This window comes from Endozoicomonas sp. 4G, from assembly GCF_023822025.1.
Lineage (GTDB): Bacteria > Pseudomonadota > Gammaproteobacteria > Pseudomonadales > Endozoicomonadaceae > Endozoicomonas_A.
This window is the reverse complement of sequence record NZ_CP082909.1, coordinates 4344288-4364527: the sequence shown is the minus strand read 5'-3', so window position 1 is coordinate 4364527 and position 20240 is coordinate 4344288. Positions and strand designations below refer to the sequence as shown.

15 protein-coding genes are annotated in these 20240 nt (G+C 45.1%); 7 read left to right on the top strand and 8 right to left on the bottom strand.

Annotation, left to right across the window (positions count from 1 at the left end):
• Nucleotides 1–50: 50 nt before the first annotated feature.
• Both K7B67_RS17075 and K7B67_RS17070 read right to left on the bottom strand, forming a co-directional pair.
• Nucleotides 51–422, bottom strand: coding sequence for a c-type cytochrome (locus K7B67_RS17075; protein WP_252177085.1), 372 nt, complete (start codon nt 420–422; stop codon nt 51–53).
• A 57-nt stretch (nt 423–479) separates the two neighbouring features.
• Nucleotides 480–1601, bottom strand: coding sequence for a polysaccharide deacetylase family protein (locus K7B67_RS17070; protein WP_252177084.1), 1122 nt, complete (start codon nt 1599–1601; stop codon nt 480–482).
• Nucleotides 1602–1752: 151 nt separating this feature from the next.
• Between K7B67_RS17070 and K7B67_RS17065 the strand changes: the two genes are divergently transcribed.
• Nucleotides 1753–3006 carry a bifunctional DedA family/phosphatase PAP2 family protein gene (locus tag K7B67_RS17065; protein WP_252177083.1) on the top strand — a complete coding sequence of 418 codons (1254 nt, stop codon included), beginning with the start codon at nt 1753–1755 and terminating at the stop codon, nt 3004–3006.
• 60 nt (nt 3007–3066) lie between these two features.
• Here K7B67_RS17065 and K7B67_RS17060 read toward each other — a convergent pair whose 3' ends face one another.
• From K7B67_RS17060 to K7B67_RS17035, 6 genes are all read right to left on the bottom strand, one after another.
• Nucleotides 3067–4737 carry an alpha/beta fold hydrolase gene (locus K7B67_RS17060; RefSeq protein ID WP_252177082.1) on the bottom strand — a complete coding sequence of 557 codons (1671 nt, stop codon included), beginning with the start codon at nt 4735–4737 and terminating at the stop codon, nt 3067–3069.
• A gap of 192 nt (nt 4738–4929) precedes the next feature.
• The gene (locus K7B67_RS17055) at nt 4930–5664 is read right to left on the bottom strand and encodes an FAD-binding oxidoreductase (protein ID WP_252177081.1); all 735 of its coding nucleotides are present in this window, start codon (nt 5662–5664) and stop codon (nt 4930–4932) included.
• A 118-nt stretch (nt 5665–5782) separates the two neighbouring features.
• Complete coding sequence (gene iscB / locus K7B67_RS17050; protein ID WP_252177080.1) at nt 5783–7129, bottom strand: RNA-guided endonuclease IscB; 1347 nt, start codon at nt 7127–7129, stop codon at nt 5783–5785.
• 314 nt (nt 7130–7443) lie between these two features.
• On the bottom strand, nt 7444–8859 hold the full coding sequence (locus K7B67_RS17045; RefSeq protein WP_252177079.1) for a transposase: 1416 nt from the start codon (nt 8857–8859) through the stop codon (nt 7444–7446).
• 373 nt (nt 8860–9232) lie between these two features.
• Nucleotides 9233–12226: a death domain-containing protein gene (locus tag K7B67_RS17040; RefSeq protein ID WP_252177078.1), complete on the bottom strand. Its 2994-nt coding sequence runs from the start codon at nt 12224–12226 to the stop codon at nt 9233–9235.
• Nucleotides 12227–12655: 429 nt separating this feature from the next.
• Entirely contained in the window at nt 12656–13027 is a 372-nt protein-coding gene (locus K7B67_RS17035) for an RRXRR domain-containing protein (RefSeq protein ID WP_252177077.1), read from the bottom strand.
• A gap of 607 nt (nt 13028–13634) precedes the next feature.
• On the opposite strand from K7B67_RS17035, the gene K7B67_RS17030 reads away from it, so the two are divergent.
• The 6 genes from K7B67_RS17030 to K7B67_RS17010 all read left to right on the top strand — a co-directional run bounded on the left by K7B67_RS17030 (nt 13635) and on the right by K7B67_RS17010 (nt 20222).
• Nucleotides 13635–16283, top strand: coding sequence for a hypothetical protein (locus tag K7B67_RS17030; protein WP_252177076.1), 2649 nt, complete (start codon nt 13635–13637; stop codon nt 16281–16283).
• Nucleotides 16284–16316: 33 nt separating this feature from the next.
• Nucleotides 16317–18191 (top strand): hypothetical protein, encoded by a 1875-nt coding sequence (locus tag K7B67_RS17025; RefSeq protein ID WP_252177075.1) that lies wholly within the window; start codon nt 16317–16319, stop codon nt 18189–18191.
• A 250-nt stretch (nt 18192–18441) separates the two neighbouring features.
• Nucleotides 18442–18576, top strand: coding sequence for a hypothetical protein (locus K7B67_RS23900; protein WP_256484526.1), 135 nt, complete (start codon nt 18442–18444; stop codon nt 18574–18576).
• A gap of 63 nt (nt 18577–18639) precedes the next feature.
• A complete protein-coding gene (locus tag K7B67_RS17020; RefSeq protein WP_252177074.1) occupies nt 18640–18927 on the top strand; it encodes a hypothetical protein in 288 nt (95 codons plus the stop codon).
• Nucleotides 18924–19565 carry a hypothetical protein gene (locus tag K7B67_RS17015; RefSeq protein WP_252177073.1) on the top strand — a complete coding sequence of 214 codons (642 nt, stop codon included), beginning with the start codon at nt 18924–18926 and terminating at the stop codon, nt 19563–19565. The genes K7B67_RS17020 and K7B67_RS17015 overlap by 4 nt, the downstream gene beginning before the upstream one ends.
• Before the next feature lie 81 nt (nt 19566–19646).
• A complete protein-coding gene (locus K7B67_RS17010; protein WP_252177072.1) occupies nt 19647–20222 on the top strand; it encodes a hypothetical protein in 576 nt (191 codons plus the stop codon).
• Nucleotides 20223–20240 lie beyond the last annotated feature (18 nt).

Here is a 20240-nt window from a genome sequence, read left to right as displayed (position 1 = left end):
GACGAACTATCGTGACGAACTATCGTGACGAACTACCGGCGGAGATCGATCTATAAAGAATTGACGGGACACCTTTGCAGCGAGTACCACTCACTGATGGCATCTACCTCTTCTTCGGTCAGCATTCTGGCGATATTGACCATGGGAATATGATTGCCACGCAGGCCATCCCGATAATCATTCAGCTGTTTCACCATATAGGCTTTCTTCTGGCAGGCCAGATTAGGGTTGAAGTCAGCAGTGCCTATGCCGTCGGGGCCATGACATCCGGAGCATAAAGTCAGCGCCTTATTTTTCGCAGCTTCCAGTCTCGGCGTCATTTCAACCGGACGAAATTCAGAGTTTTTGCTCCCGGACAGATCGCATCCGGCCATCAGGACTGCGAATAACAGGCTGAGTGGCAGCCAAGGCTTGATCTTCATAATATCTTTCCCGTGATGCTCTCTTATCACCCGGCAGTGATAAGAGAGCGTGGAGCCTTAATCAATGGCCTTCCCGTCTTCCGTTAAACGAAGCCACTGGTGAGAAAACCAGTAATAGTGACTGCCATCTATAGAAGGGGCCGTACAATTATAACGACTGCGACCCACCGGCAGTGGCGATTTGGCCCGGGTTGTGAACCGGGTTTTCTCTTTATCCAGCCATTCCACTTCTACTTTGCCCTGGCCGGAGACATAGCAACTGATTTGTTGTTTCTGATAGTTGCCATGATAGCGGCCATCCGCCAGGGTGAGGGTAAAGGAAGGTGTCAGATCCTTCGGATTGACGAGGGCGTTCTCCGGTTCCTGTCGGGTCACGGGCAAAGGTTTGCTGTTGATTTTGGTTCTGAAGCCGCTCAGGTCGCTATAGTTTCCGGACATAGGATAGCGGGGCAGGCGAGTAAAGTCTGACAGTGGACCTATCGCCCCCGATTGCTGACCAAACCCAATGTAGCCCATCTCACTGATCATTTTTCTCAGCTCCGGGGTTGTCTCACCAAAAGGCCAGGCCAGCATTTTGACACTCTGGCCGGTTTTTTCCCTGATGCGTTGCTCAGTACCTGTGATTTCCTTTCTGGAGCGTTCCAGCCAGGCCAGGTCGGATTCACCAGGTTGCTTTTCCGGCATATGAGGGTGGTTGGTGGTGTGGTTGGCGATGGTGGCGCCAGAACGGGCCATCTCCCGAAGCTGCTCCCAGGTCAGGAAGTTGTTAAAGCCTCGATCTACCGGCTGAGTGCTGACAAAAATGGTAAAAGGCCAGCCCTTTTCTTTTAGTACGGGAAAGGCGTTTTCATAGATGTTCTTATAAGCATCATCAAACGTGATCACTACCGTTTTATCGGGCACGGGCTCGCCATTTTGTATGGCTTTGGCAGTAGCCTCTATGGGTGCTACGTTAAAACCATTCTCATCGAGATAATCCAGATGTTGCTTGAACATTTCTGGTGTAATGCTGGTGATTGCTGGAGTCTTGTCACTGACATGGTGATATTGCAGGAAAACTGCGCTATCCGCAGCTATTGCCAGAGAAGGTATCAACGCAGCAATGGCCAGTAATCTTTTCAAAGAGCGGGAGATAAGATGCTTGGGCAGTTGGGTGTACGAAGCCGTGGGAGGGGTCATGAAGCCTCTGTTTTTAAAGTAAGAGTGATTAACAGGATCCTTTCAATGTTGAAAACTAAGGCATTTGCGGTGTGTTTGGCAAGAGTCGAAAAGTTCCGGTGTTATGGCTCTGCTCGCAATTAAATTTTGATGACTCTGAAAGAGGTTTTTTGTGGAATCTGAAAGCTTTGTAGCAGTACACGCATGGCTTCAACATCATGGGCACTGGCTGGGCCCGATCATCGCATTGGCGGCATTTGTGGAATCGCTGGTGGCCATCGGTTTTCTTATTCCCGGTGTTGCCTTGCTGTTTGCTCTTGGGGCTCTGGCTGGCAGTGGGCTATTGGAGCCCTTACCTATGTTGGCCTGGGCGTTTGTCGGTGCCGCTGCGGGTGACGGCATCAGCTTTCAGGTAGGTTATCATTTGCACAGTCGAATTCGAGACTACTGGCCATTTAAAGCTCATCCCGGCTGGCTGGAAAAAGGCGAACGTTTTTTTGAAAAGTACGGCGGTTTCAGTGTTGCCCTGGGACGTTTTATCGGTCCTATCCGGCCAGTGATTCCAGCCGTTGCCGGGATGATGGATATGTCTCCCCTGCGTTTTTATATCATCAACCTGCTTTCGACGGCGCCCTGGGCAATCGCTTATACCCTGCCAGGCTATCTGACCGGAGCTGCCTTGACGCTGGAGGTGCCGCAATCCTTTTACTACCTGTTAGCTTGTTTAACCGTTGTTTCGTTGCTGGTTCCTTATATAGCACTGATTCTGGATCGCAGACTCTGCAAGAAAAAGTTAATGCTGTTGTTACCGGTCAGCTTTGTGGTGGTGGGGCTGATCAGCTTAGTACTGCTGACGGTAATGGACGTCAGTGGGCAGCTGGATGACCACAATGTCATGGTACGTTCGTTTGTTGCCAGTTTATCGGTACCGGTCGTCGAGCATATCTTTGCTCTGGTGACCTGGCTGGGGAGTGCGGTTGTGCTCTGGTTTCCTCTGATGTTGTTTGCTGTTTATTTTCTTCGGGTAAAGCGTTACAGAAAGTTGTTGATTATGTTGGTTGGTCTGGCGGGTATGGAGGTGACACTCTGGTTGATGAAGTGGAGTATCGATAAACCCAGACCGTCTGATTTGTATGGCCTTGATCCGTTTTCTTTTCCCTCCGGACACACCACTCAGGCAACCTTTGTCTGGTTGTTGGTGACGCTGTACCTGGTGGCTGGGAAAAGAGGGGTTGTTAAGTTTTGTTCCTACAGCTGTTCCATGGTGATCGCCCTGATGGTGGCGCTGTCCAGACTGGTGCTTGAAGCCCACTGGCTGGGTGATGTTCTGGCTGGTTTGCTGTTGGGCAGTACCTGGTTCGGTTTGGTGGTGATTGCAGAAAGAGTCTGTATCAAGAGTAGAGTTTCCAGCCCGGGGATGCCTTGATAAAAAAACCGCCCGAAATGGTTCCGGGCGGTGATGTTCAGAAGAAGAAACTGTGTAGATTCAGTTCACCTGAAGGGCTGGAATCGTGAGTGTAGATTGCTTCTGGCGACTGAACTCGAAATCAATAAAGTAATTGTCGCTTGTAGGTCTCTTATACTGAGGATCCATAGTATCTATAGCTAACACAACCCGGTGTCCTTCGGGTACATCGTAGGCTGTGGTAACCAGCTCGAAGGATATTTCGATTGTTTGTCCGGGTTCAGCCTGAGGTAAGGTTGATACGCCGTGGGTGATCAATCTTGCATTACCCAAACTGTCCATGTCATAGAGATAGCCCACCAGTTGCACCTTGTCATAGTGTGGTTGTACGACAAGGTTAACGAACGGATTACCTCTTATTTTCATGACTTTCTGGAGCCTATCGGTGTTGAAATAAATGCCCCTGAAATCGGATGCGGCATAAATGTTAGTGACGACAGGGACCTCAAGCTGTTCCAGAAGTTGTGAAAGAACAGGAATCTGGGTGCTGAATAAAGTACCGGTCCAGGAGTTGATAGTGTTGTCTTTTGACATCCGGAACGGTGGTTTATAGGGATAGGCTTCTAAATCGCCGTTATCAAATGCAGACCTTGGGTGGAGATAGTACTTCTGCGTCAAAGCCTCTTTTATTGGAAAACCGTCGAACCCTTCATACCGGTCTTCGAACTTAACTTTCATCTGCACCGGACTGGCCTGACTCAGTTCATTACTTTCTCCCTTCAGATGAATGTCGAACCATTGGTAGACATTGTTCCAGATTCTGTCCTCTCCAATGCCCAATAGTGGCGGCAGCAGCTCCGCCGTTGCATGGGTTCCGGTCAGCAGATCGATATATTTTGGAGTGCTTAATTGGCTGTACATATCAAGCAGAGAGTTTGCCTGGAAAAGGTTATCTCCATAAGTTTTGGCAAGATAGACGGCAGTATTATTCTGATTCAGTTGTTCGACGTAGCTGATCGGGGATCTTTCATTTGCCCACTCGATAACGTCAGGTAACTGATCCAGCTTCTGGTTTTTAATGATGTCCCAGTTTTTAGCAATGACAGGATCAGGGTTGCCTCTGAGGTCAGCCATCAAAGTGAGTATTTCTGCCCAGGCCAGCCTTGGGGTTTGATTGCCGTAAAGTGCGTCAAGCAAGCTTCCCCAGCTGCTCATGGCGGCAACGGCCTTGACCCGTTCATCATGAGCGGCTCCCATCAGACTGATACCTGAGCCATAAGAAACACCCGCAGTACCAACGGCATTGGGGTTTACAGGGTAGTTATTCAGTAGAAAGTCAATGACCTGACTGTAGTCGGCAATGTCTTTAGGGCCAGCCGTGTCAATTTGTCCGGTAGACTTGCCAAAGCCCCGGGTAGAGTAGCTAAGAACAATATATCCCCGCTCAGCCAGTACTGCTGCCTGTTGCAGGTACTGGTACTCATTTAGCCCCCAACTGTTAATAAATACGACAGCGGGTGCAGACCCGGTTAGTGGGGTGGGTACAAAGATATTAGCAGTCAGTTCTATGCCGTCATTGGTCAAAATGACAATATCATCATCAGTCGTATAGCGCTCAGACTCTGGAAACTTTCCAATGTTTAGCAATCCCGCAGCAAACTGAAACAGTGGCTGTATGGACGCGAAGGAATGGAGAGGGAACAGAGACAATGTCAGATGAAGAACCAGCAGCTTGAGTAGTCGTTTCGACATGGAGTTACCTTATTTATTATTTTTATATTGTTTCACCCGCATTGAATTTTGACCATTCTTGTTGTGTTCCAATGGGGTGCGACTCATCGTACACAGGTTTTAAGTGAGTGTGTACTAATTTATGGGAGCTAGGCATAAAGATGATAAACGGATCCCAGAAACTGAAGCCAGTCGGTTCAGTCTCGGGAAGGACTAACTGGAAAAAACATACTTTTCCCGCTTGACCTGTCTTGCTCCAAACCCCAGCTCTTTCAGTTCTCCGGACGCATCGTCAATCATGGCAGGGTTGCCACACAGATAAACAAGGTCTTTTTCCGGGGAAAGATTCAGTTGTGGAAACTGGTTCTGGAGGTAACCCGGGTATTCGTTGGCAGAGGGGGTCAATGATTTTTCCCTGCTGTAACAGGCTCTGTATTCTATGGCTTCAAATGAGGCTGCAAGGTTACGAAAATCCTGCTCGTAAATCATATCGGCCCTGTGTCTCACCCCCATCATGATTAGAATCCGGGTGCCTTTAGCGGCCAGTTTTTCCAGTGCGGGTATCATAGCCCGGTACGGAGCAACGCCGGTTCCGGTACCCGCCAGTATGATGCGTCCATCGTACTGCTCTGGTGCGGTGAGTACTCCAAAAGGCCCTCCGATGGATAATTCCAGACGCGGTTCTGCTTCGCTGAACAGAGCAGAGGCGACCCCTCCCTTAACAAAGCTGATGGCTATCTCAATCTGCTGAGAGTTTCGGAAAGACTCGGGTGAGTTGGCGATGCTGTAACTTCTTTTGTAGTCCTGCCCCTGAAAGGAAAAGTGCAACTGCACAAATTGTCCGGGCTGGTAGTCAAACCCGGCCTCTATGCTGAAGTTGAGCTGCACAGTGTTCTGGCTGAGCTGATGCTTGGCTATCAGGGTGGCAGGGTAGAGTGGGCGTGGCATTTTGAGCTCCTTGAGCGTATTAAATGTGAACTGGTTAATCTGTTTCAGGGGTTTTCATCGTTTTATCTCAACTGGATACCCCGTACTTCTAGTGCGGGGAGGAATGTTGACTTGCTCGTTAGAGCAAGCTGTAACCATAACCATCCACAGACTGAATTTTCTGACAGTTTCTCCATGAAATTCCTTGGATGGTGTCACTTTCAGTCTTGATGTTGAATGAGCCTGTAGTTCTCACTGCAACCCGTCCTGTATACGTTCCTTGCCGTTTACCAGCTGGAACGATAGCCTTGACGATATCTCCAGTCTGAAAACCCTGAACCTGCTTGGAACCTTTAGCTTTTGTACGGGGAAACCCATGCTTGTCAACTCTACACATTTGTCGTGAGCCTCTACCCATAGCCTTAATGATTAAGGGTTTTGTGCTCTCTGCTATGTATACACTGGCTCCAGACTCTCCTACACAAGCGGCATCTATCCAGTGCTCTTTCTTGTATCCTTGCTGAGTGCGGTTGAACTTCGTTCTACCGCCAGTAGCAAAGGTGGTAGGAAGACCGATAGCCTGAACACGTCTGGCGGTTTCGTTTCTTGTGGCATTGACGGCAGCAGCATCTTTAAAACAATTGACTTTCTTTCCTTTCAGGATGTTGGTCACATTTCTGACTCTTGCTGTATCCAGCTTGTTCTTGTTCTTGTTCTTTTTCTTTGAAATAGATTCAAGCCACTGCTTAGGGTGGATAGCTCCTTTCTCTTCATTGCATGTACGACATGCAATGTACAAATTGCCGATCCGGTTTGAGCCTCCCAGAGCTCTGGATATGAAATGTTCGATGTTGAGGATTGGGTCGTTACTCACTCCCTTACAGTAAGAACATTTGTGTCCATCCCTGTAGAGTAAGTACTGTCTCAACTCAGTACCAAACAATGTACCTCGTTGGTACTCAACTCCTGAGATATCGGGGTTCTCCATCAACTGCATATCGAACTTAACACGCTCAACAGCTACATCACTGATTGGTGCTTTGAGACAAAATCTCTTTGCCCAAGTCTCGGTATTGAAAACCCGACTCATAAGGCTAGGCGGTAGCCAGCCTTCGGGTCTTGTTCTATTCATGAAACGGGCTTTTCTATAGCGGGTTTTCCGGCTCCTTCTGGATCGACGTGTTGCACGTCGAGACTCAAGAGAATCTTTAATCCTCTGTCCTCTATGCTGGAGTTCAGCAGCAAAGACAACTTTCTTTCCACGATCACAGTCAGCAACAACGGCTATGCCTGTTGTTTTGCTTCCAACGTCGAATTTGAGTTCCAGCGGTTGTACAACACCACCTTCTCTCTCTTTCAGGATGATCGTGAAAGGATAGCGTCTGAAGACAGCCGCTTTACCCTTGTCTAAAAGCTTTCTTGCCCTTGCCGGATGGCAAGGCATAAGAGGCTTTTTGTTTTTGCCTAATACGAACACTCGGTTCATAGGTCGTTGTCCTTAGATTTGGCGCTTACGTACCGTTCTAGCCTTGCGGCAGTAAAGTTCACCTCGACAATGTTAATGGACGGTTTCTTGATAGCAGCACTGTGATTAACCCTCAATGCACTGTTTAACCACTACCCTTAGAGCGTGGGACTGGTGAAGCATCCCACGGTAACTATACATTCGCCTTTAACGTAGCCACTCGAAGTGGCTTAGTCTGGTCACTTACATCCCTGAACTAGAGGCTTTTACAAGCCCCGTCCTTCAGGGCGGGGTTCAGTGACTAATGTTGTAATCTCAATGGATTATAATGTGAACTACTCGCCCCTAAAGGAGCGAGCTTCCAATACTAAGCAAGCTACCGGAGTAGTTACCGTTCTTTTCTTTTTTGACGTTTCACTGCGAGCTGCGGAAGAGGGCTTGCCCTTTCCCGACTTACATTTCGCTCCACGTCCTTTAGTTAGCACAGGAATTCCTTTGCCAACCAACTCCGTTCCAGAGTCCATAAAAAACCTAATTGCTCGTTTCTTGATTACGATGCTGGCGTTTCTGTCAGCGTTGTCAAAGTGTCCACATTGACTGCAAAGAAACCGTTCTTGTGTCTTGCGGTTATCGGGGTGAGTGTGACCGCAATCAGCACACTCTTGACTCGTAAAGGGTGCAGGCACTTTGAAGACTGCTTTGCCTGCTCTTGCTGCTTTATATCGGGTGTAGGTTTCCAGGAAGTGCCATCCTACGTTGAGAATGGCCTTGTTCAGTCCGGCTTTTTGTTTCGCCTTGTTGGAGATGAACTTCCCGTTTTGATCTTTTTTTGCCTTTGGTCTGCGAGTCATTTTTGAGGTTTTCAGATCCTCGAAAACAATAACCTTGGCCTTGCTGTCAACCATTTTACGGCTGGTTTTGTGACAGAAGTCTTGCCGAATGTTGGCTACTTTCTTGTGCTGCCTGCTAATCCTGTTCTTTGTTTTCTGACGACGGTTAGAGCCTTTGGTTTGGCGTGACAAACGGCGCTGAAACCTCTTTAGGTATCGCTGGCGCTTATCCATGCTCTTTGTCTGGTTTTCTGTAAAGTCGTAAGGCTTAACGCCAGTATGAACAGGTATAACAACACCTCGATCCACGCCGATAACATGCGCTTCCAGCCACTCTTTGGAAGCACCTTTAAGGTATTCCAAATGCTCTTTTTCTGTTGCTGGTTCTTCTGATCCATCGTCATAACAGAAAGAAACGGAGTACTGACCAGCCTCTTTTCTAATGTAAATGGATTTTGGTTCACTGAATGGACGGTGAGTTTTAAACGACAAATAACCAATATTATTGGTCTTTGTACCAATGAAAAGACGGGTTACTCCATCTTCACAGATATCGAACCGGAAAACTTCATTGGTGAGGTGAATGCTGCCCTTGTCGGATTTTGGCTTTTTCTTTGGCTTACCGCACTGGCCATTAATGTGTTTTTGGTAGGTCTGATACCAATTGACGGCAGAATTCCTGATTATCTGGCTGGGACAATCGGATAACCAGGGTGTCAATTCTTTGCTTTTGAATTGCGAAGTCTTCTGATCGACCGGAGCATGAGTTCCGACAGGGCAATACTTTCTGGCGTAGGTGCTGTAGTAGCGATGTTCATCACACTTTGCATTCCAGATAACCCGAGCGCAACCCATCCACTGAGACAGAACCAACTTTTGCTGATCTGTTGGATTGGCTTTGAGTTGGATACCTTGAAGCATTACATAACCTGTTGAATTGAATGGCTTCATGCTAGTCTGGTTACAAATATCAGTCAAATATGAAGTTTGTATGTACAAACGGAAATCATGTAAATCCTGTGTATTTAGGAATAACGTACATCTAATATTTGATACTAAATACCGTAGAAACGTGTTCACCAAGGAAATGATCGACCGGCTACGAAGCGACTGTCACAGCAAGGCTAACGCCTTGCAAGGGCTTGACCCGCCTCTAAAGAAGCGGGATTGCGCCCTTAATTTCGTTCAACTGAAGTGTTCCATCGACGAGATCTTTCGTTCTCTTATGTGGAGTACCTCGATACAAACATCTGGCAAAGTAGTTGCGCTCTGGCATTCTGAAAAGCCAGTAGTCTCAAAGACCATAACGATCCATTATCTCACGCCTAAGATCATATCGTTTTATTTTTTCAATAATGACCAGTAGCTCTTTGAAAGTAATTTGAACTTTATTTGTTTTCCATTGTTCTAGCATTAGCATTGCCTTTCCAACATCTTCTCCGATATTTGCATCAATAGTCTTTATATTGTCATCACTAAAAACATCGGTATGTCTGGCAAAATTTTTCCAATCTTTAGCTAGTTTAAAACCAACATTCAGCAGCTCCCCTAGTGGTAAAACGGCGCCCATAATGACCGACTGTGGTGTGCTTGTTTTAAATGGATGATAATGGGGATGTCTAGTTACATAAGCCGCGGCTTGCGTTAACGGAAAACATTCGTAATTGAATTCCCAGGACAATAGATTAGATATTTCTTTAGGTACCATACCAAAGATCAAAAACATATTACGAATTAATTCGTCTCTTTCTTCTGGTTCACGAAGCTCTAATGCTTCAAAAAATTTTCCCCTGACTTTTGAGTTAAAATTTCCTAAAAGAACAAGCTGCTCACGGGGTATAGTTTTAGCAAGAAGATCATGTTCAAAAAACATACCTTTAAAATGTCCCTCTAACATGGATCCTATAAAAATCAGAGCGGTAAACATAGTTTTAATATCTTCAATATCTGATGATCCATCGGTAGAAATAATTAATGCAATATCTTGAAGTGTTTGAAGACTATTAATTTCAGACAGCTCATTCTTGTTAGATGGAGTAATAAAAGAATATTTATATTGGTTCGCATAGCCCCACATAATAACATCTAACGCCTGGTTTTTGACAACCGGAAGACCAAAAAAATACTCAGAATAAACATCTCTGGCTAATGTATTTAACATTTTTATTATTTTAAAATCTGTTGGAACGGCTTCCTCTTGTAGTAACTCACCAATTTTTTTAAATATCTTATAAATAGAATCAATTAGCACTGCTTTCTGTTGGCGATCTAATCCTGAATAACTAACTTTATGCAAGTCATCGGGCACCAAAAGATTTTTACTTGTCAAGAAAATCAGTAATTCGTTTTTGTGTTGCACCGAACTCGTTTTTTCTTCATATGCGCTCCTGTATAAAGCCAACGCTTTAATAATTCTCGTCACCTCAACATAATCCTCGACTCCTTGCGATTGTGCCAATTCACCGACTTCTGAAATAAGCTCGTATAGTGATATTCTGAGAGCTATAAAATCAATCCATTTCGCATGAAATTGAACTAACGCATTTTTGTCTAAAAAGAATCTACGAGCTAAAAGATTATAAAGTTCTGGAGAATTATAATAAATACTAATGCGAAAAAAAACTTCTTTCTGCCTTTCATTTGATTTCAAAGTTTTGAACCATTCAAATACATGGATTGCTGAGGCATCAGCCTCTTGTGTGCCTGACACAGCTACTTCTTTATTGTCTTGCCCTATTGCAGGAGACTTTTCTTTAGTCTGTTCTTGCTCAAGTACACAGGATTCACAATCCAGACATTCTCTGCATTTATTATAAGCGAGTACAGGTTTACCACAAATCTGGCATGACTCACTGTCTGGTGATCCACCTGACCCATCATCCCCTCCACTCTTTCTGCCACTCTCTTTGCCACTCTCTTTGCCACCACCACTGCCTTGATTTTGACGACCGTAGCCGCCTTGAAACTGAGCACTGGCGGATGAGTCACTACTAAAATCAGTTTGAGTTTCGGCCTGACTGGTTCCGGCACCTCCAGGATGGCCGATCCCTGTGGGGACATGGCCCGGAAAAACGGACACGCTGCGTAATTGCTTGGGACTTAAAACGAACTCTTGCTGTGTATAACGACGGTAGTCTTCTGTTTGAAGCGGTTGTGGCGGGTTGCTGTTCTGGTAGTGATCAAATACAGCTTCGGGATTATCGGGATTTCTGGATAATGCCAGAAAAAGCCCTGAACTCCTTTCAAGATTTGCACCTTTTATTTTATCCCAAAGTTCCTGCGAAATAATGATGGCCTGCTCATTCCAACCCTGCTTGATTTTGAGCACAATCCGGGTATCCCAAATCTGTTTTTTTACGGTCTGGCCGTCAGTACCAGGTAGCATGATCACTCTGCTGAACTGCTCACTCATCCATTCAAAGGAGTAAAGGGGGCCCATCCCACTGCCCGGTCTTTTCTTGAATAAATTGCCGAAATCATCGCCACTGCCAAAACTGTCACCACCAGAACTTGTAAATGGTTTGCTGTTATCTGCAGCACCAGAGTTTCCGGGTATTGCAAAAGGCCCAGTGAAATGGCTGCTGTCGTCAGAATGATCAGGCTCATTTTTTACCGCCTGTTGATTGCGATAAAAAATATCGACAAATGATGATTTTTTGTTTGCTGGTGTATTACTGCCCGATGACGGCGGTAAAGCCGTACTTTCTGACAAAATACCGCTGCATTCCGGCTCTATAACCCATCCATTATCGTTGTCTTCAATCGTCAAAACCAACGATTGATGACCCGCCGGTAAACGCCATCTGGTCGAGTACTCATGTTGCCAGCGATCCCTTTCGGGTGTCGACGCAACACGCCGCATTCCCCCATTTTGTATATCCGGTATACCCTGACCCGTTACAGGCTTTTTAAATACCGGTGGAGAGGGAAGGTTTTCTGTTGACGATGCAGGGGGCGTCCGAAAACAAAAATTAAATTGATCGCCCGGGTGGCTGTCGAGGATGACATAAAACTGATTGTTCTCCAGTTCAGAAACTGCTTTACCGCTCCCGCCAATCGCCTTGCGATCATAAGTAAGAAGAAGGGGCGGATTGTTCCCTATAAACGACAGTTTGCTAATATCCCCCGTTGCCCCACTCCACTTCTCAATGTTTTTGGAGGAACTCCCCCAACCCGTCCAGCTCAACAGGTTGGTATAACTGGCGCTGTGACCAGTAAGCGGCAAAATAACAGACAAGATGAATAACAAAAAATGGTGAACCATAGTCTGAAGACTTGCGGTTTTCATCGTTTTACCTCAACTGGATACCCCGTACTTCTAGTACCCGAGGGCATAAATGCGGGGAGGAATGTTGACTTGCTCGTTAGAGCAAGCTGTAACCATAACCATCCACAGACTGAATTTTCTGACAGTTTCTCCATGAAATTCCTTGGGTGGTGTCACTTTCAGTCTTGATGTTGAGTGAGCCTGTAGTTCTCACTGCAACCCGTCCTGTATACGTTCCTTGCCGTTTACCGGCTGGAACGATAGCCTTGACGATATCGCCAGTCTGGAAACCTTTTACTTGTTTGGAGCCTTTAGCCTTTGTACGGGGAAATCCGTACTTGTCCACTCTACACATTTGTCGTGAGCCTCTACCCATAGCCTTAATGATTAAGGGTTTTGTGCTCTCTGCTATGTATACACTGGCTCCAGACTCTCCTACACAGGCGGCATCTATCCAGTGCTCTTTCTTGTATCCTTGCTGAGTGCGGTTGAACTTCGTTCTACCGCCAGTAGCAATGTTGCACGCCGAGACTCAAGAGAGTCTTTAACCCTCTGTCCTCTATGCTGGAGTTCAGCAGCAAAGACAACTTTCTTTCCACGATCACAGTCAGCCACAACAGCTATGCCTGTTGTTTTGCTTCCAACGTCGAATTTGAGTTCCAGTGGCTGAACATTTCCACCTTCTCTTTCCTTCAGGATGATCGTGAAAGGATAGCGTCTGAAGACAGCAGCCTTACCCTTGTCTAACAGCTTTCTTGCCCTTGCCGGATGGCAAGGCATAAGAGGCTTTTTGTTTTTGTCAAATACGAACACTCGGTTCATACACCTACCTTCGTTACTTTTGGTGCTTACGCACCGTTCTAGCCTTGCGGCAGTAAAGTTCATCTCGACAATGTTAATGGACGGTTTCTTGATAGCAGCACTGTGATTAACCCTCAATACACTGTTTAACCACTATCCTTAGAGCGTGGGACTGGTGAAGCATCCCACGGTAACTATACATTCGTCCTTAACGTAGCAACCTTGCGGTTGCTGAGTCTGGTCACTTCTAACCCCAAATTGGGAGCTTTTTCAAGCCCCGTCCTTCAGGGCGGGGTTCAGTGACGATTGGATTTCTCCAAAAAATTTTACCGATGAGGCATAACAATAGACCTTAATTTTGAAGTTGTTTTATCGATTTCCACCTTTAATTTCTAACCAACCACCATACTGACAATTTTTGATGCGGGTGAAATCATTTAACAAATTTCACGCAAAGCATCGCCCAAACGGTCATGGCCACGAAAGCGCTGATCTGAATATCCGTAGCTGTATCCCGAGTACTTCATAGGAGACCCGGTAAGCCTGTGTCTGGGCGAAAAATTCAAAAGAGCCAAATTTACGGTCTATTGTTACGTCTTACCAATAAAACCTTTAGGCAAATTCGACTATGAAAACAGCAAGGTTTCTAACTATGGATCGCCTGTTTTTTTTATTTACCTTGCTTGTCACTTTTCCGCTTACGGGTCACTGCGCTGCTTATACCAGCCTGGTGAGCTGGGCGGGTTGGGGGAGTTCCTCCAAAGCCATTCAGGCACCGGGGGAGATCAGTAAACTGTCGTTTATAGGGAGCAATCCGCCCCTTCTTCTTACCTATGATCGCAAGGCGGTTGGTGACAACGGTAAAACAATTTCTGAACTGGAGAACAACCAGTTTTATGTCATCCTCGATAGCCAGCCGGGCAATCAATTTAATTTTTGTTTCCGGACGCCCCCTGCATCGTCGACAGGGAATTTCCCCTCTCCCCCGGTATTTAAAAAGCCTGTAACGGGTCAGGCTATGCCGGATATACAAAATGGGGATATCAGACGGATTGCATCGGCACCCGACAGTGATCGCTGGCAACACGAGTACTCGGCCAGGTGGCGTTTACCGGCAGGTCACCAATCGTTGGTTTTGGCCATTGAAGACAATGATAATGGATGGGTTATAGAACCGGAATGCAGCGGTTTTTTTTCAGAAAGCGCGGCTTTACCGTCGAGTCATACGTCAGCCAACAAAAAGACATCATTTGTTGATATTTTTTATCGCAATCAACAGGCGGTAAAAAATGGGCTTGATCATTCTGACGACAAAAGCCGTTTAAGTGGGCCTTTTGCAATACCCGGAGCCTCGGGTACTGCGGATAACAGCGAACCATTCATAAGCTCTGGTGGTGGCGGTTTTGGCAGTAGTGACGATTTGGGTGATTTATTCAAGAGAAGGCCGGGCGGTGGGATTAGACCTTTATACTCCTTTGAATGGATGAGTGAGCAGTTCAGCAGAGTGATCCTGCTGCCCGGTACTGGCGGCCAGACCGTAAAAAAACAGATTTGGGATAACCGGATTGTGCTCACTGGTCGTTATGCACAGCAAGAGTTCATTTTAAGTCCCAAACAATTACGCAGTGTTACCGTTTTTCCGGGCCAGGTTCCTACCGGGATCGGCCATCCTGGAGGAGGCAGAACCCGTCAGGCCGGAAGTCAAGCCGACCTTAATAAGGCCCCAGCTGCCAATACTCGGTTTCAAAGCGGCTCTGGTCGTCAAAGTCAAGGCAGCAGTGGTGGAAGAAAGAGTGGCAGAGAGAGTGGGGGAGATGGTGGGGCAGGTGGATCACCAAACAGATGGTCATGCCTGATTTGTGGTAAACCTTTACTCGCTTATAACAGATGCAAAGCATGTCTGGATCGTGACTCCAGTGTACTTGAGCGGGAGCTGACGGAAGAACTGCCTCCTGCAATAGGGCAAGACAGCGAGGTATCTGAATCAGGCACAAAACAGGCTGACACTTCAGCAATCCGTCTATTTGAATGGTTCAAAACTTTAAATTCAAATTCAAATAGCTATATAAGAGAGAGTTCTTTTCACATTAGTCATGACTATAATTTTCCAACACTTTATAAACTTTTAACTCAAAGTTTTATGTCAGACAAAAATACCCTAAGTAAATTTTATTCAAAATGGGTTAAGTTTTTAAATTACAGTATGTCCCTTTATCAGCTTATTTCAGAAGTGGGTGAATTGGCAAAATCTCAGGGAATTGAGGATTATGTTGAGGTGGCAAGAATTGTTGAAACACTTGCTGTAAACAGGGAAGAGTTTGAGAGTGAAACCAGATCGACACCCTTCAGAAACGTATTACTGGACCATTTGAGGATGAAAAAATTGTCGTCTCCTTATGACCCCGATCAAATTTATTATTCAAGATTAGGTCACCAAGAGAAGGCAGAGTTAATCAATTATATTTATCAGGTATTTAAAGAAACGAGCCTGTCGCTGCAAGCTGAAAAATTCCCATCGAGATTTATAACAACAGCAATGTTAAATGAATTTGCCAGAGATGTTTACGCTAAGTATGGTTTTGGTATGCCGGATCCGGAAATGAGTAATAATGGCTTGTTGCAGATTTTGATGTGGGGCTGTGGGAATTCAGGTGGATATTCTTTTATTACTCCCTATAACAAGAAGTTTTTACTTGGATTCACTGGTGGGCCACTTCATGTTCAGGCAGTCGCTGTTACTAACTATCAAAGTTTAGAATTTAGAGATGTTGAAGCTATGTTTACTGCTTTGGTTATTATAAGGTCAATGCTCGGACCGACCTTATTAGGAATGTTTCCTGAGCGTAAATATTTTTGTGAATATGCACCCATTGAGGAACTTGAGCTGTTAAGCACCTTTGCCTTAAAAGCCCGTGGGCAGCTTGTCAGGTTTCTGGAGTCCAGGGGAGCAGAAGAAAAAGACAGATTTATACATAGTATGTTTTTGATCTTTGGTATGGTTCCTACGGAGCTATCGCGTGAACTATTGGATCCCGAACCTGTGCCGATAGCGCAAGCTGTTGCACACGAAGTCGCCCGTCTCCGGGATCAGCAATCAAAAAAAAGTACATCAGAGCCTGTAACTTCGAGCTCTGCCTTAACACTAAAGGAACTCCTTCACAGCGAAGAGCAAGCCTGCGCAGGGCATCAGGAGACCTTGCAAAATGCTCAAAACCAGTCGAATCACAAAAGGCGACACCGGAAACGAAGTTTTAAGGATGCAAAGCAAAGTCATTGATTTCCAGGCATCAAAGCAATAAGGCTCCTGACTATGGTTCACCTGTTTTTTTTATTTATCCTGACTGTCACTTTGCCGCTTGCTGGTCACTGTGCTGCTAAAAAAACATCATTTGTCGATATTTTTTACCGCAATCAACAGGCTGTAAAAAATGGGTCTGATCATTCTGACGACAGCAGCCGTTTCAGTGGGCCTTTTGCAATACCCGGAGCTTCGGGTACTGCGGATAACGGCGAAACATTCACAAGCTCTGGTGGTGGTTTTGGCAGTGGCGATGATTTAGGCGATTTATTCAGGAAAAGGCCGGGCGGTGGGATAAGGCCTTTTTGGGATACCCGGATTGTGCTCAAAATCATGCAGGGTTGGAATGAGCAGTTCATCATTATTCCGGGTCAGGTTCCCACCGGGATTAGCCATTCTGGAGAAACGGGTCAGGCTGGAAGTCAGGGAGGCGATCTTGATAGCGCCCCGCCTACTCAGTTTCAAGGAAGCTATGGTCGTCAAAATAGTCGTCAAAATGGTCGTCAAAATCAAGACAGCGGTGCTGGCAGTGATAGTAACGGAGATGATGGGGCAGGTGGGTCATCAAACAGTGGGTCATGCCAGATTTGTAAGAAAAAAACGGCACTCGTCTTTAATAATAAATGCAAAGAATGTCTGGATCGTGAATCCAGTGTACTTGAGCAGGAATCGACTGAAAAATGCCCTTCTGCAACAGAGCAAGACTGGGAAGAAGTATCGGTGTCAGGCACACAAGAGGCTGACACTTCAGCAATCCGTTTATTTGAATGGTTCAAAACTTTGGAATCAAATGAAAGGCTGAGAGAAGGTTGTTTTCAAAGAAATGATTACTATAAGTTCTCAGCACTTTATAGACTTTTAACTCAAAGTTTTATCTCAGATAAAAATGCGCTAAGTAAATTTTATCCGAAATGGATTAAATTTTTAAAGGGTAGCTCGTCTCTTTACCGTCTTATTTCAGAAGTAGGTGAATTGGCAAAATCTCAAGGGATTGAAGACTATGTGGAGGTGACAAGAATTGTTAAAACACTTGCTCTTTATGAATTTGAGAACCAAGCCGGTTTGGATCAATTTAGCAACGAATTGCCGAACCAGTTAATAAGTAATAATTTTTTAGCTTCTGATGACCCGGAACAAATTGTTTATTCAGAAATAGGTCGCCAACAGAGAGCAATGTTAATTGATTATATTTATCAGGTGTTTATAAGAATAGGCTGGCGGCTAGAAAGTGAATTGGTTCCATCCAGATTAATAACAATAAGCATGTTAAATCATTTTGCCGGAGCTGTTTATAATAAGTATGGTTTTGGTATGCCCAATATATCTAGAAGTACTCTCAGTTCAACAGAAATCTCTGCGTGGGGCGTTGGTGAATATTCTTTTATTACTCCAAGTAGTGCACATTATTTAATTGATGAAGGTGATGAAAGTGATGAAGGTGACGAATCACTTCATGTTCTGGGATCAATCGTTGCTGATGATGAATATTTATGTTCTTGGGATGTTGAAGCCATGTTTGTTGCTTGTGCGCTTATAAGATCAATGCTCGGACAACGTTTAAGTGGTATGTTCCCTGAGAATGTTCGTTTTGCGCAATATGTACCCAGTGGGCAATTTGAGATTTTAAAAACCTTCACCTTAGAAGCCCGTAAACAGCTTGTTAAGTTTTTGAAGGATAGGGGAGCAGAAGAAAAAAACAAGTTTATACATAGTATGTTTATGATTTTTGGTATGGTTCCTGAGGAGCTATCTGATGAACTGTCGGATCCCAAACCTGCTCCGTTAACGCAAGCCGATACACACGCGGTCGCACATTCCCAGTACCAGCAATCAGAAACAAGCACATCACAATCTGTAACTTTGGACTCTGCCATGGCACAAGAGTAACAAATGTTTGACAGGACGGTTGTGCGGGTGCGACCGTTTCGAATACCTGAAATAAATAAAACATTTTCAAATATAAAGTCTACTTTTATTTCTTGTCGATAAAACTTTTAGGCAAGTCCAGGTATGAAAGCAACAAGGCTCCTGACTATGGGTCAGCTGTTTTTTTTATTTATCCTGTCTATCACTTTGCCGCTTGCTGGTCATTGTGCTGCTTATACCAGCCTGGTGAGCTGGATACAGGCTGTAAAAAATGGATCTGATCATTCTGACGACAGCAGTCGTTTCAGTGAGCCTTTTGCAATACCCGGAGCCTCGGGTACCGCGGATAAGGGCGAACCATTCACAAGCTCTGGTGGTGGCGCTTTTGGCACTGGCGACGATTTAGACGATTTATTCAGGAAAAGGCCGGGCAGTGGGATGAGGCCTTTATACTCCTTTGAATGGATGAGTGAGCTGTTCAGCAGCGTGTCCGTTTTTCCGGGCCAGGTCCCCACCGGGATTGGTCATTCTGGAAAAAGCAAAACCAGTCAGGCTGGAGGGCAAGCCGACCTTACCTCACCTGCCAATACTCAGTTTCAAAGCGGCCATGGTCGTCAAAGTCAGGGCAGTGGTAGTGGCAGAGAGAGTAGCAGAGAGAGTAGCAGAGAGAGTAGCAGAGAGAGTAGCAGAGAAAGCGGCGGAGATGATGGGTCAGGTGGATCAGCAAACAGTGGGTCATGCCAGATTTGTAAGATGAAACCTGTACTTGCTTATAACAAATGCAAAGAATGCCTGGATCGTGAATCCAGTGAACTTGAGCAGGAATCGACTGAAGAAGTGCCTTCTGCGATAGGGCAAGATGAGGAAATGTCAGTATCAGGAGCCCATGCTGTTGAGCAGGAACCGATCGAAGAACAGCCTTATGCAATAGGGCAAGATAGGGAAGGAATACCTGAGTCAGGCACACAAGAGGCTGATGCTTCAGCAATCCACGTATTTGAATGGTTCAAAACTCTGGATTCAAATGAAAGTCAGAGAGAACAATGTTTTCATGTTAATGATCACTATCATTTCCCGGCACTTTATAACCTTTTAACTCAAAGTTTTTCGTCAAATCAAAATGCGCTAAGTGAGTTTTATCCGAAATGGGTTAAATTTTTAAACGGCAGTATCTCTCTTTATCACCTTATTTCAGACGTTGGTGAATTGGCAAAATCTCAGGGGATTGAAGATTATGTTGAGGTAACAAGAATTGTTAAAATACTTGCTGTTTATAGGGATAAGTTTGAGAACGAAACGGGTTTGAAAGAATTCGGCAACGAATTGTTGAACCAGTTAATGAGTAATGATTTTTTGGCTTCTGATAACCCAGGGCAAGTTTTTTATTCAGGGTAAGGTCGCCAACAGAAAGTAGCGTTAATTAATTATATTTATCAAGTGTTTGAAATAGTGAGTCGGTCGCTACAAAGTGAAATAATGCCATCGGAATTTATAGTAATATCAATGTTAAATAAATTTGCCAGAGATATTTATGCTAAGTATGGTTTTGGTATGCCGGATCCGGACGTTAATCATAAGGAGTTAGCAGAGATCTTTATGTGGGGCTGTGGGAGTTGTGGTAATTATTCTTTTATTACTCCAAATAACAAACCTGATTTACAGGGAATGATTAGTCAAGCACTTCATACTCTGGCATTATATATTACTATCGATCAAAATGTATATTTTCGTGATGTTGAAGCCATACTTACTGCTTTTGTTCTTATAAGATCAATGCTTGGACAACGTTTGAGTGATATGTTCCCCGAGAATGTTCGTTTTGCGAAAGATATACCCGGTACGCAACTTGAGCTTTTAAAAAAATTCACCTTAACAGCCGGTAAAGTACTGGTTGAGTTTCTGAAGGAGAAGGGAACAGAAGAAAAAGACAAATTTATACATAGTATGTTTATGATTTTTGGTATGGTTCCTGAGGAGCTATCTGATGAACTATCAGACCCCGAACCTGCTCCGTTAACGCAAGCCACTGCACACCCGGTCGAACATCCTTAGTAATCGATGAGTGTGGTT

Coding starts and splice junctions, on each gene's coding strand:
- K7B67_RS17015 (WP_252177073.1), top strand. CDS start 18,924: ATGAAACCTGTACTTGCTTATAACAAATGCAAAGAATGCCTGGATCGT.
- K7B67_RS17040 (WP_252177078.1), bottom strand. CDS start 12,226: ATGAAAACCGCAAGTCTTCAGACTATGGTTCACCATTTTTTGTTATTC.
- K7B67_RS17075 (WP_252177085.1), bottom strand. CDS start 422: ATGAAGATCAAGCCTTGGCTGCCACTCAGCCTGTTATTCGCAGTCCTG.
- K7B67_RS17045 (WP_252177079.1), bottom strand. CDS start 8,859: ATGCTTCAAGGTATCCAACTCAAAGCCAATCCAACAGATCAGCAAAAG.
- K7B67_RS17010 (WP_252177072.1), top strand. CDS start 19,647: ATGCCATCGGAATTTATAGTAATATCAATGTTAAATAAATTTGCCAGA.
- K7B67_RS17035 (WP_252177077.1), bottom strand. CDS start 13,027: ATGAACCGAGTGTTCGTATTTGACAAAAACAAAAAGCCTCTTATGCCT.
- K7B67_RS17030 (WP_252177076.1), top strand. CDS start 13,635: ATGAAAACAGCAAGGTTTCTAACTATGGATCGCCTGTTTTTTTTATTT.
- K7B67_RS23900 (WP_256484526.1), top strand. CDS start 18,442: ATGGATCTGATCATTCTGACGACAGCAGTCGTTTCAGTGAGCCTTTTG.
- K7B67_RS17025 (WP_252177075.1), top strand. CDS start 16,317: ATGGTTCACCTGTTTTTTTTATTTATCCTGACTGTCACTTTGCCGCTT.
- iscB (WP_252177080.1), bottom strand. CDS start 7,129: ATGAACCGAGTGTTCGTATTAGGCAAAAACAAAAAGCCTCTTATGCCT.
- K7B67_RS17055 (WP_252177081.1), bottom strand. CDS start 5,664: ATGCCACGCCCACTCTACCCTGCCACCCTGATAGCCAAGCATCAGCTC.
- K7B67_RS17070 (WP_252177084.1), bottom strand. CDS start 1,601: ATGACCCCTCCCACGGCTTCGTACACCCAACTGCCCAAGCATCTTATC.
- K7B67_RS17060 (WP_252177082.1), bottom strand. CDS start 4,737: ATGTCGAAACGACTACTCAAGCTGCTGGTTCTTCATCTGACATTGTCT.